The sequence below is a fragment of the Streptomyces sp. URMC 129 genome, assembly GCF_051386415.1.
GTDB lineage: Bacteria > Actinomycetota > Actinomycetes > Streptomycetales > Streptomycetaceae > Streptomyces.
Genome location: NZ_JBPQTQ010000046.1, coordinates 1 through 17,468 on the forward strand (window position 1 = coordinate 1; position 17,468 = coordinate 17,468).

11 protein-coding genes are annotated in these 17,468 nt (G+C 72.5%); 6 read left to right on the forward strand and 5 right to left on the reverse strand.

The window, feature by feature from the left end:
• Positions 1 to 103: 103 nt before the first annotated feature.
• Positions 104 to 1,327 (forward strand): amidohydrolase, encoded by a 1,224-nt coding sequence (locus ACSNOC_RS12110; RefSeq protein WP_436747365.1) that lies wholly within the window; start codon positions 104 to 106, stop codon positions 1,325 to 1,327.
• Between the two features lie 28 nt (positions 1,328 to 1,355).
• Here the strand turns inward: ACSNOC_RS12110 and ACSNOC_RS12115 are convergent, their stop codons facing one another.
• The 5 genes from ACSNOC_RS12115 to ACSNOC_RS12135 all read right to left on the reverse strand — a co-directional run bounded on the left by ACSNOC_RS12115 (position 1,356) and on the right by ACSNOC_RS12135 (position 10,868).
• The gene (locus tag ACSNOC_RS12115) at positions 1,356 to 3,203 is read right to left on the reverse strand and encodes an exo-alpha-sialidase (protein ID WP_436747366.1); all 1,848 of its coding nucleotides are present in this window, start codon (positions 3,201 to 3,203) and stop codon (positions 1,356 to 1,358) included.
• 19 nt (positions 3,204 to 3,222) lie between these two features.
• Positions 3,223 to 5,400 carry a 1,4-alpha-glucan branching enzyme gene (glgB, locus tag ACSNOC_RS12120; RefSeq protein WP_436747367.1) on the reverse strand — a complete coding sequence of 726 codons (2,178 nt, stop codon included), beginning with the start codon at positions 5,398 to 5,400 and terminating at the stop codon, positions 3,223 to 3,225.
• 61 nt (positions 5,401 to 5,461) lie between these two features.
• Entirely contained in the window at positions 5,462 to 6,922 is a 1,461-nt protein-coding gene (locus ACSNOC_RS12125) for a maltokinase N-terminal cap-like domain-containing protein (protein ID WP_436747368.1), read from the reverse strand.
• A gap of 209 nt (positions 6,923 to 7,131) precedes the next feature.
• Positions 7,132 to 8,835 (reverse strand): maltose alpha-D-glucosyltransferase, encoded by a 1,704-nt coding sequence (gene treS, locus ACSNOC_RS12130; RefSeq protein WP_436747369.1) that lies wholly within the window; start codon positions 8,833 to 8,835, stop codon positions 7,132 to 7,134.
• Positions 8,832 to 10,868, reverse strand: a complete 2,037-nt coding sequence (locus ACSNOC_RS12135) for an alpha-1,4-glucan--maltose-1-phosphate maltosyltransferase (RefSeq protein WP_436747370.1) — start codon at positions 10,866 to 10,868, stop codon at positions 8,832 to 8,834. The genes treS and ACSNOC_RS12135 overlap by 4 nt, the downstream gene beginning before the upstream one ends.
• A gap of 626 nt (positions 10,869 to 11,494) precedes the next feature.
• Here ACSNOC_RS12135 and ACSNOC_RS12140 point away from each other — a divergent pair.
• The 5 genes from ACSNOC_RS12140 (at position 11,495) to ACSNOC_RS12160 (ending at position 17,407) form a co-directional block, all read left to right on the forward strand.
• Entirely contained in the window at positions 11,495 to 13,162 is a 1,668-nt protein-coding gene (locus ACSNOC_RS12140; protein WP_436747371.1) for an ABC transporter substrate-binding protein, read from the forward strand.
• Positions 13,163 to 13,290: 128 nt separating this feature from the next.
• On the forward strand, positions 13,291 to 14,295 hold the full coding sequence (locus ACSNOC_RS12145; protein WP_436747372.1) for an ABC transporter permease: 1,005 nt from the start codon (positions 13,291 to 13,293) through the stop codon (positions 14,293 to 14,295).
• Positions 14,295 to 15,266 (forward strand): ABC transporter permease, encoded by a 972-nt coding sequence (locus ACSNOC_RS12150; RefSeq protein WP_436747373.1) that lies wholly within the window; start codon positions 14,295 to 14,297, stop codon positions 15,264 to 15,266. The genes ACSNOC_RS12145 and ACSNOC_RS12150 overlap by 1 nt, the downstream gene beginning before the upstream one ends.
• 6 nt (positions 15,267 to 15,272) lie before the next feature.
• Positions 15,273 to 16,337, forward strand: a complete 1,065-nt coding sequence (locus tag ACSNOC_RS12155; RefSeq protein ID WP_436747374.1) for an ABC transporter ATP-binding protein — start codon at positions 15,273 to 15,275, stop codon at positions 16,335 to 16,337.
• Positions 16,334 to 17,407 (forward strand): ABC transporter ATP-binding protein, encoded by a 1,074-nt coding sequence (locus ACSNOC_RS12160; protein ID WP_436747375.1) that lies wholly within the window; start codon positions 16,334 to 16,336, stop codon positions 17,405 to 17,407. The genes ACSNOC_RS12155 and ACSNOC_RS12160 overlap by 4 nt, the downstream gene beginning before the upstream one ends.
• Positions 17,408 to 17,468 lie beyond the last annotated feature (61 nt).

Consider the following 17,468-nt stretch of genomic DNA (forward strand, 5'->3'; position numbering starts at 1 on the left):
CCGTCGCCCGGATGCCCTCCCGGCCGGCCGCCTTGACGTCCTCGTAGGTGATCACCCGTCCACCGTAATCCCCCGCGGACGGTGTGATATAGGTTCACTGCCCATGGACATCGCGATCAGATCCGGCCACGTGGTGCCCGTCGACGGTGACCCCCTCGACCGCGGCACGGTGCTGATCCGGGGCGGCAGGATCGCCGCCGTCGGCCCGGACGACGAGGTGGACGTCCCGGCGGGCGTGCCCGTCGTGGACGCCGCCGGGATGTGGGTGCTGCCCGGCTTCGTCGAGGCGCACGGCCACCTCGGCGTCGTGGAGGAGGCCGAGGGCTGGGCCGGGGACGACGTCAACGAGACGACCGATCCCAACGGCGCCCGGATGCGCGCCCTCGACGCCATCAACCCGGCCGACACCGGCTTCGCCGACGCCCTCGCCGGCGGCGTCACCAGCGCGGTCGTCAAGCCCGGCTCGGCCAACCCGGTCGGGGGCCAGACCGTCGCCGTCAAGTGCTGGGGCCGCAGCGTGGACGAGATGCTGATCCGGCAGCCGGTGAGCGTGAAGAGCGCGCTGGGCGAGAACCCCAAGCGGTTCTACGGCGACCGGAAGCTGCTGCCCGCCACCCGGCAGGGCGTGGCGGCCGTGATCCGCGACGCGTTCACCAGGGCGCAGGACTACCGGGCGAAACGCGAGCACGCCGCCGCCGCGCGCACGCCCTTCGACCGCGACCCCGGTCTTGAGGTGCTGGTGCGGGTGCTCGACGGGGAGCTGCCCTGGTGCCAGCACACCCACCGCGCCGACGACATCGCCACCGCGCTGCGGCTGGCCGACGAGTTCGGCTACCGGCTCGTCATCAACCACGCCACCGAGGCCCACCTGCTGGCCGACGAGATCGCCCGGCGCGACGTCCCGGTGATCACCGGACCGCTGTTCACCACCCGGAGCAAGGTGGAGCTGCGCGGCCGGACCCTGGCGGGCCCGGGCATCCTCGCCCGCGCGGGCGTCAAGGTCGCCATCACCACCGACCACCCGGTCGTTCCCGTCCACTTCCTCGTCCACCAGGTCACCCTGAGCGTCAAGGAGGGCCTGGACCGGGCCGAGGCGCTGCGCACCATCACCCTCAACCCGGCCGAGATCATGGGCCTGGACGACCGGATCGGCGCCCTGCGGCCCGGCCTCGACGGCGATGTCGTCCTCTGGTCCGGCGACCCGCTGGACGTGATGAGCCGCGCGCTGCGCGTCTTCATCGAGGGCCGCGAGGTGTACACGTACGACACCGGGGCCCGCGCGGGCCGGGTCCTCGACCCCTACTACCGGGAGACCGCGCCGAGCTGACCCGGCGGGCCCGGCCGGGCCGGAGCGCTCACGCGACCGTCTCGAACGGCAGCAGCACCCGCGCGTCCGGCACGTCCGCCGCCCCGGCCCGCACCCGCTCCCACTCCCCGTCGGTCAGCGCCCGGCCGTAGATCCGCACCTCGTCCAGCGCGCCGCGGAACAGCTCGGCGTAGCCGGGCCGGGCGCCGATGTGCACGGTGAACGGCTCGTCCGGCGAGATGTCGCCCGCGGGCGCCTCGGCCTCGGCCGGGTCGGCGCCGTCCACGGAGAGCTGGAGCAGCGCGCCCTGCCGCTGGAACGCGACGTGGTGCCAGGCGCCGTCGTTGTGCGCCGCGCCGGTGGTGACGGACGCGGCGGCCGTCCCGGTGTCGATGCCGCCGCGCAGCCCGCCGTCCACCGGCTCGGCGCGCAGCCAGAACTGCCGCTCGCCCGGGTCGTCGTCGTACCCCCACAGCAGCGGCAGCGCGCCGGACGTCTCGGCGTACCGGAACCAGGCGCTGACCGCGAAGTCGCCCTCGCCCAGGTCGAGCGAGGCCGGGCAGTTGACCAGCCGCAGATAGTCGTCCGTGCCGTCGAACGCCATCGCCGACCCGGACCACCCGTCGGCCGTCAGCGCGGCGCCGCCGTGCACCACCGCGTCGTTGCCGTGGCCGCTCTCGTCGGGCGTGCGCGGCAGGACCAGGTCGGTGGCGGCGGCGTCCATGGTGTCCACGGTGAAGGCGGTGTACGCGATGGAGCCGTGCGGGCCGCCGTCCTCCGTCTCGTACAGCAGCCCGATCTCGCCGTCCGCCGGCGCGGTGAGGTCCGAGTACCCGGCCCGGCCCGGGTGGACGATCGTCCCGGCGGCCTGCCACGTGGCGCCGCCGTCCAGCGAGGTGCGGACCGCCATCACCCGCCGGTCCTCGAACGCCTCCGCGCCGGGCCGGGCGGGCGCGGACAGCAGCAGCCGCGCGCCGTCGTCCACCGCCAGCAGCGAGGCGGAGACGGGCGGCGCGTCCAGCCCCTCCACGGGCGTGAAGCCGCCGGCCGCGAACGCCGTGCCGCCGTCCTCGGCCACCGCGCCCAGCCGGTGCTCGTCGGTGCCGCAGGTCTCCGAGGAGCGGGCGTTGACGTACAGGGTGCCGTCCGCCCGCTGCGCGACGGTCAGCTCGCCGGGGTGCGGCTCGCCGGGCGTCACCTGGTGGACGGCGCCGAGCGCCCAGGTCAGGCCGCCGTCGTCGCTGTAGTAGAGCTGCGCGCCGCCGCCCCCGTCGTCGGTGTCGTGGTCGCCGGGCACGATCAGCCGCCCGGCGTGCGCGCCGCGCGTCAGGTGGATGCCGTGCCCGGGGCCGACCGAGACCCACGTCCAGTCGGCGGGTTTGAGCGCGGCCAGGTCGCCGCCCTCCTCCCACGTGCCGCCGTGGTCGGCGCTGTGCAGGGCGCGCAGGGTGCGCGGCCCGCGCACCCGGTCCCCGTCGGCGTCCTCGCTCCAGGTGCTGTGCGCGAACAGGAGGGTGACGCGCCCGCTCGCCGGGTCCACGACCGGCGCCGGGTTGCCGTACGCGTCCTCGTCGCCGTCCCCCGCGAGCACGGTGAGCGGCCCCCAGGTCCGGCCGCCGTCCGCCGAGCGTCTGAGCACCAGGTCGATGTCGCCCACGTCGGAGCAGTCCAGGACGCGGCCCTCGGCGAAGGCCAGCAGGGTGCCGTCCGGGGCGGTGACGACGGCGGGAATGCGGAAGCAGTCGTAGCCCTCGGTGTCCCGCTCGAACGGGCGGCTCAGCTCGGCGGGCGGCGCCTGGACGGTCACGCGGGCGGCGGCGTGCGGGGAGGCGGCCCAGATCGCCATCAGCGCCGAGAACAGCAGCGTCGCGAGCAGGGCGGGGTGGTGCAGCAGCATCGGATCCTCGCCGGGCCGGTCAGGCGGGCTTCAGCCAGACGGTGGCCAGCGGCGGCAGCGTCGGCGTGACGCTGGTCTCGCGGCCGTGACTGGGCGTGGGACCGGATTTCAGCGGGTCGGGGTTGGTCACCCCGGAGCCGCCGTACGCCAGGTCGTCGGTGTTCAGCACTTCCGCCCACGCCGCGATCTCGCCGGGCACGCCGAGCCGGTAGTCGGGGCGGACGACGGGGGAGAAGTTGCACACGGCGAGCAGCGGGGAGCCGTCGGCGGCGAACCGGAGGAACGCCAGCACGTTGTCGGCGGCGGCGCCCGCGTCGACCCAGGAGAACCCGGCCGGGTCGGTGTCCCGCTCCCACAGCGCCGGGGTGGCGCGGTACACGGCGTTCAGGTCGCGCACCAGGTCCCGCACGCCCCGGTGGTCACCGGCCGCCGGCCACTGCTGGTCCAGCACCCACCACTGCGGCCCCTCCTCCTCGGACCACTCGGCGCCCTGGGCGAACTCCTGGCCCATGAACAGCAGTTGCTTGCCGGGGTGGGACCACATGAAGCCGAGGTAGGCCCGCAGGTCCGCCCGCTGCCGCCACCAGTCGCCGGGCATCTTCGACACCAGCGCCCGCTTGCCGTGCACCACCTCGTCGTGCGAGATGGGCAGCACGTAGTTCTCCGAGTAGGCGTACACCATGGAGAACGTCATCTCGCCGTGGTGGAAGGCGCGGTGCACGGGGTCCTTGGCCATGTAGAGCAGCGAGTCGTGCATCCAGCCCATGTTCCACTTGAAGCCGAAGCCCAGCCCGCCGTGGTCCGTGGCCCGCGTGACGCCGTCCCACGCGGTGGACTCCTCGGCGACGGTGATGACGCCGGGGCAGCGCCGGTAGACCGTGGCGTTCATCTCCTGGAGGAACCGCACCGCGTCCCAGTTCTCCCGGCCGCCCTCCGCGTTGGGCGTCCACTGGCCCTCGGCCCGCGAGTAGTCCAGGTAGAGCATCGAGGCGACGGCGTCCACCCGCAGCCCGTCGATGTGGTACTCCTCGCACCAGAACACGGCGTTGGCCACCAGGAAGTTCCGCACCTCGCGGCGGCCGTAGTCGAACGTCAGGGTGCCCCAGTCGGGGTGCTCGGCGCGCAGCGGATCGGCCGGCTCGTAGCACGGGGTGCCGTCGAAACGGGCCAGCGCCCACGCGTCCTTCGGGAAATGCGCCGGGACCCAGTCCATCAGCACCGCGATACCGGCCTGGTGCAGCGCGTCCACCAGGTACTTGAAGTCGTCGGGCGTGCCGAGCCGGGCCGTGGGGGCGTAGTACCCCGTCACCTGGTACCCCCAGGAGCCGCCGTACGGGTGCTCGGCGGGCGGCATCAGCTCCACATGGGTGAAGCCCAGCTCCTTCACGTACCCGGGCAGCTCCTCCGCGAGCCGCCGGTACGACAGGCCGGGCCGCCACGACGGCAGGTGCAGCTCGTACACGGACATGGGCGCGGCGTGCGGCGGGCGGTCGCCCCGGCGCGCCATCCACTCCGCGTCGCCCCAGGCGTAGCCGCTCTCGTGGACCACCGAGGCGGTGGCCGGCGGGCACTCGGTGCGCTGGGCCATCGGGTCGGCGCGCAGACTGTGCGAGCCGTCCGCGCCGCACACGTCGAACTTGTACAGCGCGCCGGGGCCGACGCCCGGCACGAACAGCTCCCACACGCCGCACGAGCCGAGCGACCGCATCGGGAAGCCGGTGCCGTCCCAGGAGTTGAAGTCGCCGGCGACCCGCACCCCGCGCGCGGCGGGCGCCCACACGGTGAACCGGGTGCCCGGCACGCCCGCGTGCGTCATCGGCCGCGCGCCCAGCGCGTCCCACAGCCGCTCGTGCCGGCCCTCCCCGATCAGGTGCAGGTCCAGCTCGCCCAGCGCGGGCAGGAAGCGGTACGGGTCCTCGGCCCAGGTCGGCGCGCCGTCGTCGTAGGTGACCTCCAGGCGGTAGTCCCCGAGGCCGTCGCGCGACAGCGGCAGCACGGCGGAGAACAGCCCGTCGCCCTCCGGCGCCAGCTCGGTGCCGCGCACCCGCACCCGCCGCGCCAGCGGGCGCAGCGCGCGGACCAGCGTCCCCGAGGGGACGGGATGGGCGCCGAGGAGGGCGTGCGGGTCGTGGTGGGCCCCGGCCAGCAGCCGGTCGCGGTCCTCGCGGGACAGGGGCGGGTGCGCGGCGGATAGCACGACGGGGAGGGTCCTTTCGCGGCGGTGTTCCCGGATCCGGTCGGTCCGGTCGGTGGGGGGTTCAGTCCGGGGGCGTGGCGAGGCGGCGGATCGCCGCCATCGGGACGTGCAGCCACGCGGGGCGGTGCCGGGCCTCGTACAGCACCTCGTAGACGGCCTTGTCCGTCTCGTGCGCCCGCAGCAGCTCGGGCTGCTCCAGCGGGTCCTGGCCCGAGGCCTCCGCGTACCCCCGGCAGTACGCCGTCCGGTTGGCGCGGTACCAGGCGTCGACCCACGGCCCGCTGGCCGGGTGCTGGCTGGCGGCGTAGTCGAACGAGCGCAGCATCCCGGCGATGTCCCGCACCACCGGGCCGGGGCGGCGGCGGTCGCTGAGCGGCCGGGCGGGCTCGCCCTCGAAGTCGATCACCGACCAGTGGCAGCCCCGGCCCCTGGGGTCCGGGGTGCGCAGCACCTGGCCCAGGTGGAGGTCGCCGTGCAGCCGCTGCACCACGCAGGTGCCGCCGCGCCGCGCGTAGTCGCCCAGCGCCTCGAACGCGGCCCGCAGCCCGGAGCGGTACGGGCGCAGCGCGGGCACGGCGGAGGCGGCCTCGGTCAGCCGCTCGGTCATGGCGGTGGCGGCCTGCTCCAGCTGGGCGCGGCGCAGCACGGAGGTGGGCAGGGCGGCGGCCAGCGTGGTGTGCACCTCGGCGGTGGCCCGGCCCAGGGCGTGCGCGGAGGAGGTGAAGTCGGCGCGGCGGCTCAGGGACTGGAGCGCGAGCTGCCAGCCGTCCGTGGAGCCCGCGAGGTAGGGCGCGAGCACGCCCAGGGTCAGCGGCTCGGTCATGGTGCCCGGCCACACCGCCTCGAACCAGGCGGCCGGCGCCGGGACCCGGGTGGACCCGGCCTCGGCGAGGGCCAGCGGCAGCTCCAGGTCCGGGTTGACGCCGGGGCTGACCCGGCGGAACAGCTTCAGGATGAACGCGTCGCCGTACACCACCGACGAGTTGCTCTGCTCGCTGGAGAGCAGCCGGGCGGGCAGCCCGGACGGGATGACGGCGCCGGGCGCGCGGCCGAAGTGCAGGGTGCCCAGGGTGCCGGGGGCGCGCAGCCGCTCCAGCAGCAGGCCGGCCAGCCGGGGATCGTGCAGCGCCTCGTAGACCACGCTGCCGCGCAGCGGGCCCTCGGCCGGGCGGCCGACGAGCGCGGGCGCGAGCGAGGGCGGCAGGCTGGGGCGGACCCCGAGCAGCAGCTGGTAGCAGTCGCCGGTGGCCGGGCCCTGCGCGCCGGACGCCGGGCCCTGCCGGGTGCGGATGAGGAGGTGCAGCAGACCAGGGGTCGGGCCACCGGAGCCGCAGGGCAGCAGCTCGGTGGCGGAGACCACGGTGAGACCGCCGAGCGGGCGGCCCTTGCCGGCGAACCACCGCTGCCTGGGCAGCCAGCGGGTGAGCAGGCCCGTGAGGGAACGCAGCATGGCGTTGCCCTGCGGGGCGGCGGTGAGAGAGGGCCGGACCGGAGCCGTCCGGGGCGAGGAGCTGTCCGTCATGGCGTCCTTTCCCCGGGCACGATTAATGTGACGAAGTGTCCCGGATTACGGCGTGGGTTGCCCGGCGGCACGGGACGTGTCGCGACAGAACGGCGACCGAGCGGGTGAGGCTCGTTACGCATATGGATGGCTTTGGGCAACGCTTGAGGGGGTATGGGTAGGCTTCCCCCAGCAGGCTGGGGGTAAGCCTGTTTCGTGCCCTCTACGGCTTATGACTCCGAAGCTTTACGCAGCCTGAACCAGTAGAAGCCGTGCCCCGCCAGCGTCAGCAGATACGGCAGCTCCCCGATCGGCGGGAAGCGGACGCCGCCGATCAGCTCCACCGGCACGCAGCCTCCCCAGGGCCGCAGATCCAGCTCGGTGGGCTGGGAGAAGCGGGAGAAGTTGTTGACGCACATCACCAGGTCGTCCCCGCGCTCGCGCAGGAAGGCCAGGACGGCCGGGTTGGACGACGGCAGCTCCGCGTACGAGCCGAGCCCGAACGCCGGATTCTGCTTGCGGATCTCGACCATCCGCCGCGTCCAGTGCAGCAGCGAGGCCGGCGAACTCATGGCCGCCTCGACGTTGGTGACCTGGTACCCGTAGACCGGGTCCATGATCGTCGGCAGGAACAGCCGGCCCGGATCGCAGGACGAGAAGCCCGCGTTGCGGTCCGGAGTCCACTGCATCGGGGTGCGCACGGCGTCCCGGTCGCCCAGCCAGATGTTGTCGCCCATCCCGATCTCGTCGCCGTAGTACAGGATGGGGGAGCCGGGCAGCGACAGCAGCAGCGCCGTGAACAGCTCGATCTGGTTGCGGTCGTTGTCCAGCAGCGGCGCCAGCCGCCGCCGGATGCCGATGTTGGCGCGCATCCGCGGGTCCTTGGCGTACTCCGCGTACATGTAGTCGCGCTCCTCGTCGGTGACCATCTCCAGGGTCAGCTCGTCGTGGTTGCGCAGGAAGATGCCCCACTGGCAGCCCTCCGGGATCGCCGGGGTCTTGGCCAGGATCTCCGAGACCGGGTACCGCGACTCGCGGCGCACCGCCATGAAGATGCGCGGCATCACGGGGAAGTGGAACGCCATGTGGCACTCGTCGCCGCCGTTGTCGAAGTCCCCGAAGTAGTCCACGACGTCCTCGGGCCACTGGTTCGCCTCGGCCAGCAGGACGGTGTCCGGGTAGTGCGCGTCGATCTCCGCGCGGACGCGCTTGAGAAAGGCGTGCGTTGCAGGAAGGTTTTCGCAGTTGGTCCCCTCCTCCGCGTACAGGTACGGCACGGCGTCGAGCCGGAACCCGTCGATTCCCAGGTCGAGCCAGAATTTCAGCGCGGAGAGGATCTCCTTCTGCACGGCCGGGCTCTCGTAGTTGAGATCCGGCTGGTGCGAGAAGAACCGGTGGAAGTAGTACTGCTTGCGGACCGGGTCGAAGGCCCAGTTGGACGTCTCGGTGTCGACGAAGATGATCCGCGCGTCCGCGTACTGCTTGTCGTCGTCGGCCCAGACGTAGTAGTCGCCGTACGGCCCGTCCGGGTCCCTGCGCGACTCCTGGAACCAGCGGTGCTGATCGCTGGTGTGGTTCATGACGAAGTCGATGATGACCCGCATGCCGCGCTGGTGCGCGGCGTCGACGAACTCCACGAAATCCGCGAGGTCGCCGAACTGGGGATGCACGTCGGCGTAGTCGGACACGTCGTATCCGCCGTCGCGCATCGGGGACTTGAAGAACGGCGGGAGCCACAGGCAGTCGACCCCGAGCCACTGCAGGTAGTCCAGCCGGGCGGTGAGGCCCTTCAGATCGCCGATTCCGTCTCCGTTGCTGTCCTGGAAGGAACGGACGAGAACCTCGTAGAACACCGCGCGCTTGAACCACTCCGGGTCGCGCTCGCGGGCAGGCGTGTCCTCGAATTTATCGGGGACCGGCTCATTGACGCTCATGGTTTGGGTGACCCTCCGGTCTGTGAGGACGGTCGCAGGGCCAAGACGTGGGCGGACGAGGCGTACGCATCCGCACGGCCCGGCTCAAGCCGCACATAGTTGTCCCTGCCCCAGTAGTAGGTCGCTCCGGTGAGCTCGTCGCACACCGGAAAGGGCTCGGCGCCACTTTCCTGCGCGGTGGTGAGGCCGCACCCATGGAGTTGCTCCATGTCCAACGACACCGTCGCTTCGTGGGTGTGGTGGGGATCGAGGTTGACCACGATGAGAACGAGGTCGGCGTCGGGTGTCCGGCTGCGCTTGGAGTAGGCCAGGATGTGGTCGTTGTTCGTGCGGTGAAAGTGCAGATCGCGAAGCTGCTGAAGGGCGGGGTGGGAGCGCCGGAGGGTGTTGAGGGTCGTGATGAGGGGGGTGATGCTACGCCCTTCCGCGTCGGCCCGCGCCCAGTCCCGGGGCCGGAGCTCGAACTTCTCCGAGTGCAGGTACTCTTCGCTCCCCGGCGCGGCGGGAGCGCCCTCGCACAGCTCGTAACCCGCATACATGCCCCAGGTCGGTGAAAGAGTCGCCGCGAGGACCGCGCGGGTCTCGAACCCCGCCCGGCCCCCCTCCTGAAGATAGGCGTGCAGGATGTCAGGCGTGTTGACGAAGAAATTCGGCCTCATGTAAGAGGCCGCCGCGCCGGTCAGCTCGGTGAGGTACTCGGTGAGCTCGTGCTTCGTGTTGCGCCACGTGAAATAGGTGTACGACTGCTGGAAGCCGACCTGGGCCAGGGTGTGCATCATCGCCGGCCGGGTGAACGCCTCGGCCAGGAAGATCACATCGGGATCGGTGCGGTTGATCTCCGCGATCACCTTCTCCCAGAAGACCACCGGCTTGGTGTGCGGGTTGTCCACACGGAAGATCCGCACGCCGTGGCTCATCCAGAAGCGCAGGACGCGCAGCGTCTCCGTCACCAGCCCGCGGAAGTCCTGCTCGAACGAGATCGGGTAGATGTCCTGGTACTTCTTCGGCGGATTCTCGGCGTACGCGATCGTGCCGTCCGCGCGCCGGGTGAACCACTCGGGGTGCTCGGTCACCCACGGGTGGTCCGGGCTGCACTGGAGGGCGAAGTCCAGGGCGATCTCCAGGCCCAGCTCCCCGGCCGCCGCCACGAAGTGGTCGAAGTCCTCGATCGTGCCCAGATCTGGGTGGATCGCGTCGTGGCCGCCGGCCGGGGAGCCGATGGCCCACGGCGAGCCCACGTCGTGCGGGTCGGTGGACAGCACGCCGCCCGGCCCCTTGCGGAAGGCCCTGCCGATGGGGTGGACGGGCGGCAGGTAGACGACGTCGAAGCCCATCCCGGCGATGGCGGGCAGCCGCCGCGCGGCGGTGCGGAACGTGCCCGGGACCGGCGCCTCGCCCGGCCGGATCTCGGCGCCCTCGGAGCGGGGGAACATCTCGTACCACGAGCCGAACAGCGCCCGCCGGCGCTCCACCAGCAGCGGCATCGGCCGGGAGGAGGTGAGCAGTTCGCGCAGCGGGTGGCGGCGCAGCACCTCGGTCACCTCGGCGGTGAGGGCGGCGGCCAGCCGGGCGGTGCCGGGCACCGACTCGTCCAGCAGCGCGTCGGCGGCCTCCAGGATCGCGTCCTTGCCGTCGTTCTTGGGCACGCCCGCGGCGGCCCGGCGCAGCAGCTCCGCGCCCTCGGTGAGCGTCAACTCCACGTCCGTGCCCGCCGGCACCTTGATCTGCGCGTGCCGCCGCCAGGTGCTGACCGGGTCGCCCCACGCCTCCACGGCGAACGTCCACCGGCCCTCGCTGTCCGGCGTCACCTCCGCGCCCCAGCGGTCGGTGCCGGGCGCCAGCTCCCGCATCGGGGTCCACGGACCGCTGCGCCCGCCCGCGTCGCGCAGCACCACGTTGGCCCCCACCGCGTCCGCCCCCTCCCGGAAGACGGTGGCCGTGACCAGGAACGTCTCGCCCGGTACGGCCTTGGCCGGGCGGCGCCCGCAGTCAACGCTCGGCTGGACGTCGAGGACGGGGATGCGACCGATCATGAGGAGATCACCTGGCTGCGTCGAGGGTGGTCATTTCCATCGATAAGGGAGCGTTCCCCCATTGTGCGGGAATCCGCCCTTTGTAGCCGCCTGGCCGCTGAGTGGCAGGTTTCGAGCATGGCCGCTCCGATCCGCGTTCACTCGTGTGGGGGGTGCCTCGGCCAAGTCTGCCCATCGGGGACGTCAGGACAATCCGGTTGTGTGTGACCTACTCGTATCGAGTCAGGAAATCAAGGGTTACGCGCTCGATGCCGCATACATGTGTCCGCATAGCGGGCGGAGCGGGGCGTTCTCTGCCCGCCTGCCCCCTTCCGTCCGGGTCATGCCCGGCGGGTCGTCTTCCCCGTGTGCTCCTGCCAACGAAGCGGGCCGCGGGGGCGGGGCGCCGCACGGGCGCCGCCCGGATGTCACACGCGTGTTGCCGCCTGATGCGCACGGGATTGCGGGGACGCGCGGGACTGCCCGCCACCCGCCAACTCCACCCGGAACGCGGTGCTTTATCCGTGTAAATGGGGTGGGTCTCGGCTCGGTATCGGCGTCCGCTATGCGGTTCACAGCTATGTACCCGCACAGTAATGTGCCGTCCACCGGAACGCCTTACCACCGCCGACCCCCTGAGGTGGACAATGCGCATAGCGAGACCCAGGGCCGCGAGGATGTTCGCGGCTGTACTCACGATCGGCCTGATCGTGACCGGATGCGCCAGCGAGCGGGACGACGACGGATCCGGGGGCGACTCCGAGACCTTCGTCTTCGGCGCCGCCGGTGACCCGGCCTCCCTCGATCCGGGACTCGCCAGCGACGGCGAGACCTTCCGCGTCACCCGGCAGGCCTTCGAGACGCTGCTCGACCACGAGCCGGGCGGCACGGAACTCGTCGGCGGACTCGCGGAGACCTGGGAGAGCAATCCCGAGGGCACCGAGTGGACCTTCCACCTCCGCGACGGCGTGACGTTCCACGACGGCGAGGCCCTGACCGGCGAGGCGGTCTGCGCGAACTTCGACCGCTGGTACCACTGGAGCGGCACGTACCAGAACACCACGCTCTCCTACTACTGGCAGTCCGTCTTCGGCGGCTTCGCGGAGAACGAGAGCGAGGAGACGCCCGACCCCAACTACGTGGGCTGCGAGGCCCCCGACGACCTCACCGCGGTCATCTCGGTCGCCGAGCCGTCGGCCAACTACCCCGGCGGGTTCTCCCTCCAGTCGTTCGCCATCCACTCCCCGAAGTCCCTGGAGGCGTACGCCACCGACGAGGCCGCCGGCGAGGGCGAGAACATCACCTTCCCCGACTACAGCCAGGAGGCCGGCACGGCCGCCGGCACCGGCCCGTTCGAGATCACCGACTGGAACAAGGGCAACGGCGAGATCACCCTGACCCGTTTCGACGACTACTGGGGCGAGCCCGCCGGCGTCGAGGAGCTGGTCTTCCGCACCATCCCCGAGGAGGACGCCCGCCGCCAGGCCCTCCAGGCCGGCGACATCCACGGCTACGACCTGGTCGCGCCCGCCGACGTCGCGACGCTGGAGGAGGAGGGCTTCCAGGTGCCCACCCGCGACGTGTTCAACCTCCTCTACCTCGGCATCACCCAGGAGAGCAACGAGGCACTCGGCGAGCTGGAGGTGCGCCAGGCCCTCGCGCACGCCATCGACCGGGAGAACATCGTCAACACCCAGCTCCCCGAAGGCGGCGTCGTCGCCACCCAGTTCGTGCCGCACACCGTCGACGGCTTCTCGGACAACGTCACCACCTACGCGCACGACACCGAGCGGGCGCGGGACCTGCTGGCCGCCGCCGGACACGACGACCTGGCCCTCGACTTCTGCTACCCGACCGAGGTCACCCGCCCCTACATGCCGGCCCCGGCCGACATCTACGAGCTGCTCCGCTCCGACCTGGAGGACGCCGGCGTCACCGTCACCCCGGTCCCCCTGAAGTGGAACCCGGACTACACGGAGACCACCCGCGACGGCGGCTGCGACATCTACCTCCTCGGCTGGACCGGCGACTTCAACGACGCCTACAACTTCCTCGGCACCTGGTTCGCCGACTACTCCAAGGAGTGGGGCTTCGAGAACCAGGAGCTGTTCGACCTGATGGCCGAGGCCGCCACCGAGCCCGACCCGGAGACCCGCGTCGGCCTCTACGAGGAGATCAACGAGTACGTCATGGACTACCTGCCCGGCGTGCCGATCTCCAGCTCGCCGCCGTCCATCGCCTTCTCGCCCGACGTGAACCCGCCGACCGTCTCCCCGCTCACCCAGGAGAACTTCGCCGAGGTCTCCTTCAGGTAGCCGCCGCACCCGGTCGGGAGAAGCGGACCGGCGGATCGATCCGCCCGGCCACGGCACCCCGTGGCCGGGCGGCATCCGTGGTCCCGGCAGGCCCTCGCGACCCGGCAGACAGAAAGGGGAGCCTCCCGGTGCTCCGTCTCATCGTCCGCAGGCTGCTCCAGCTCATACCCACCCTGCTGGGCCTGACGGTCCTTCTGTTCCTCTGGATCCACCGGCTGCCCGGCGGACCGGCCTCCGCGCTGCTGGGCGAGCGCGCCACCGAGGCCGACCGGCGGCAGATCGAGGCCGCGCTCGGGCTCGACCAGCCGCTGTGGGTCCAGTACGGCCGCTGGATCGAGCGGCTCGCCCGGCTCGACCTGGGCACCTCCACCCAGACCAGCCGCCCGGTGTGGGAGGAGTTCACCCTCCGCTTCCCCGCCACCGTCGAACTCGGCCTCACCGCCCTGCTCATCGCCGTCGTCGTCGGCATCCCGCTCGGCTACTTCGCCGCCCGCCGGCGCGGAAGCTGGCTGGACGCCGCCGCCGTCTCCGGCTCGCTCCTCGGCGTGTGCGTCCCCGTCTTCTTCCTCGCCCTCATCCTCAAGGCGCTCTTCGCCGTCCACCTCGGCTGGCTGCCCAGCACCGGACGGCAGAGCACCGGCATCGACGCCACCGAGGTCACCGGCTTCTACGTCCTCGACGGGCTCCTCACCGGGGAGTGGGACGCCTCCTGGGACGCCCTGAAGCACCTCGTCCTGCCCGGCATCGCCCTCGCCTCCATCCCGCTGGCCGTGATCGTCCGCATCACCCGCGCCGGCGTCCTGGAGGTGCTGACCGAGGACTACGTGCGCACCGCCGAGTCCAAGGGGCTCACGCGGCGCGTGGTGCGCGGCCGGCACGTCCTGCGCAACGCCCTGCTGCCCGTCGTCACCACCGTCGGCCTGCTCACCGGCAGCCTGCTGTCCGGCGCGGTGCTCACCGAGTCGGTCTTCGCGTTCGGCGGCATCGGCCGGTTCGTCGCGGAGGCCATCGACGCCCGCGACTACCCGACGATGATGGGCTTCATCCTGCTCATCGCCCTCCTGTACGTGCTCATCAACCTGATGGTCGACGTGGCCTACAGCGTCATCGACCCGAGAGTGCGGGTGAACTGATGACCGCCAGGACGGAGAAGCTGGACCGCCTCGCGGAGCTGACCGCGCGGCGCGACACCACCACCGGCGCGAGCCTGTGGACCGAGGCGCTGCGCCGGCTGCGCACCAGCAAGATGGCGCTCATCGGCGGGAGCGTCATCGCGCTGTTCGTCGTGATCGCCCTCGTCGGCCCGCTGATCGCCCCGCACGACCCCACCGCCCAGACCTGGCGCGACGAGGTCTTCGTCAACCGGGCCGTCTTCGTCGGCCCCCGCGCGGAGAACTGGCTGGGCCTGGACCACCTCGGCCGGGACCAGTGGTCCCGGATGCTCGTGGGCGCCCGGCAGACCCTGCTGGTCGGCGTCGTCGCCACGCTCATCGGACTCGCCGTCGGCGCGCTCGTCGGCGGCGTCTCCGGCGCCGCCCTCGCCTTCGGCGGCCGGGCCGGGCGGAGCGTCGACACCCTGCTGATGCGCTCCGTCGACATGCTGCTGGCGCTGCCCTCGCTGCTGCTCGCCGTCAGCATCGCCGCCGTCATGGGACAGAGCCTGACCACCGTGATGATCGCGGTCGGCGTCGTGCAGATCCCCGTCTTCGCCCGGCTGCTGCGCGGCTCCATGCTCGCGCAGGCGGGCGCCGACTACGTGCTGGCCGCCCGCGCCCTGGGCGTGCGGCGCCGCCGCATCGCGCTGGCCCACGTGCTGCCCAACTCCCTCGGCCCGGTCATCGTGCAGACCACGCTCGCGCTGGCCACCGCCATCATCGAGGCGGCGGCCCTGTCGTACCTGGGCCTGGGCAACCCCGACGCGTCCCAGCCCGAGTGGGGCGTCATGCTCGCCCAGGCCGAGCGGTTCTTCGTGCCGGAGGACCTGTTCGACCAGGCGTCGATGATGGCCGTCTGCCCGGCCCTCGGGATCATCGTCACCGCCCTCGGCTTCACCCTGCTCGGCGAGGCCCTGCGGGAAGCACTCGACCCGAAGTTGCGAGGCTGACGCGCCATGACCCTGCTGTCCGTGGAAGAACTGACCGTCACCTTCGCCGGGCGCGGCGGCGACCGGAGCGGGCCGGCCACCGACGCCGTCGCCGGCGTCTCCTTCACCGTCGCCGAGGGCGAGGTCGTCGGCCTGGTCGGCGAGTCCGGCTGCGGCAAGAGCGTCACCTCGCTCGCGCTGATGGGCCTGCTGCCCCAGCGGGGCGTGCGGGTCGGCGGCCGGGCGCTGTTCCGGCGGCCGGGCCCCGGGGCGTCCGGGCCCGTCGACCTGCTCGCCCTGAGCCGGTCCGCGATCCGCGACCTGCGCGGCACGCAGCTCGCGATGATCTTCCAGGACCCGCTGTCGTCCCTCAACCCGGTGGTGCCCATCGGAGTCCAGGTCACCGAGATCCTCACCCGCCACCGCGGCCTGCGCGGCGCGGCGGCCCGCGCCGAGGCCGCCCACCTGCTGGACCGGGTCGGCATCCCCGACCCCGCCCGCCGCCTGAAGGAGTACCCGCACCAGCTCTCCGGCGGCATGCGGCAGCGCGCCCTCATCGCCATGGCCGTCGCCTGCGCCCCGCGCCTGCTGATCGCGGACGAGCCCACCACCGCCCTCGACGTGACGATCCAGGCGCAGATCCTGGAGCTGCTGAAGGAGCTGGTGGACGACCAGGGCACCGCGCTGCTGATGATCACCCACGACCTCGGCGTCGTCGCCGGGATCTGCGACACCGTCAACGTGCTCTACGCGGGCAAGGTCGTCGAGGCCGCCGGGCGGCGCCCGCTCTTCGCCGCGCCCGCGCACCCGTACGCGCACGGCCTGCTCGCCTCCATCCCGCGTCTGGACGCGCCCCGCGGCGAGCGGCTCCACCCGATCCGCGGCTCCATCAACGACCGCCTGTCCTGGCCCGACGGCTGCGCGTTCGCCCCGCGCTGCGACCACTACACCCTGGAGTGCCTGCACGGGACGCCCGAGCTGACCGCCGCGCCCCACGCCACCGGCGGCCACCAGGTCCGCTGCGTCAACCCCGTGCCGCACGACGCCCCCGGCGCGGCGGACACCCCGAGGAAAGGGGAGGCATCCGCGTGAGCCTGCTCGAACTGGACGACGTGAAGGTCCACTTCCCGGTCCGGAGCGGCCTGTTCTTCGACCGCGTCGCCGGATACGTCTACGCCGTCGACGGCGTATCGCTGTCCGTCGAGGCCGGGCAGACCTACGGCCTGGTCGGCGAGTCCGGCTGCGGCAAGACCACCCTCGGCCGGGCGATCCTGCGGCTGAACGACATCACCTCGGGCCGCGTCGTCTTCGACGGCACCGACCTCGCCGCGCTGCCCGGCGAGGAGATGCGCCGCGCCCGCCGCCGCCTCCAGATGGTCTTCCAGGACCCGCTGGGCAGCCTCAACCCCCGGCAGAACATCGAGTCCATCCTCACCGAGGGCATGGCCGCCCACCGCCTGGGCGCCGACCGCGCCGCCCGCCGCGTCAGGATCACCGAGATCCTCGACCGGGTCGGCCTGCCCGCCGGCGCGCTGTCCCGCTACCCCCACGAGTTCTCCGGCGGCCAGCGGCAGCGCATCGGCATCGCCCGCGCCCTCGTCCTGGAGCCGGACCTCATCATCTGCGACGAGCCGGTCTCCGCCCTGGACGTCTCCATCCAGGCCCAGGTGCTCAACCTGCTGGAGGAGCTCCAGGACTCCCTCGGCCTGACCTACCTCGTCATCGCCCACGACCTGGCCGTCGTCCGGCACATCTCCGACCGCGTCGGCGTGATGTACCTGGGCGCGCTCGTGGAGGAGGCCGACAGCGACGCGCTGTACGCCGCGCCGCGCCACCCCTACACCAGGGCGCTGATGTCTGCCGTCCCCGTGCCCGACCCGGAACTGGAGGACAGCCGCGAGCGGATCCTGCTCCGCGGCGACCTGCCCTCCCCGGCGAGCCCGCCCGCCGGATGCCGCTTCCACACCCGCTGCCCGTGGCGGCAGGCCGACCGCTGCGCCACCGAGCGCCCCGAGCTGACCGACATCGGCGGCGGGCACCGGGTGGCCTGCCACTACGCGGACGGGATCGCGGCCGGCACCGTCCGGCCCAGCACCGAGCTGGCCCCGCGCGTCCTGAACGACGCGCCCGGACCCGGCGACGCGGCGGAAACCGTGACCTGACCGTCACGGGTGGTCCCCGGGGGTGGTTTACGGTGAAGAATCCCGTTGAATCGGCGGGAAT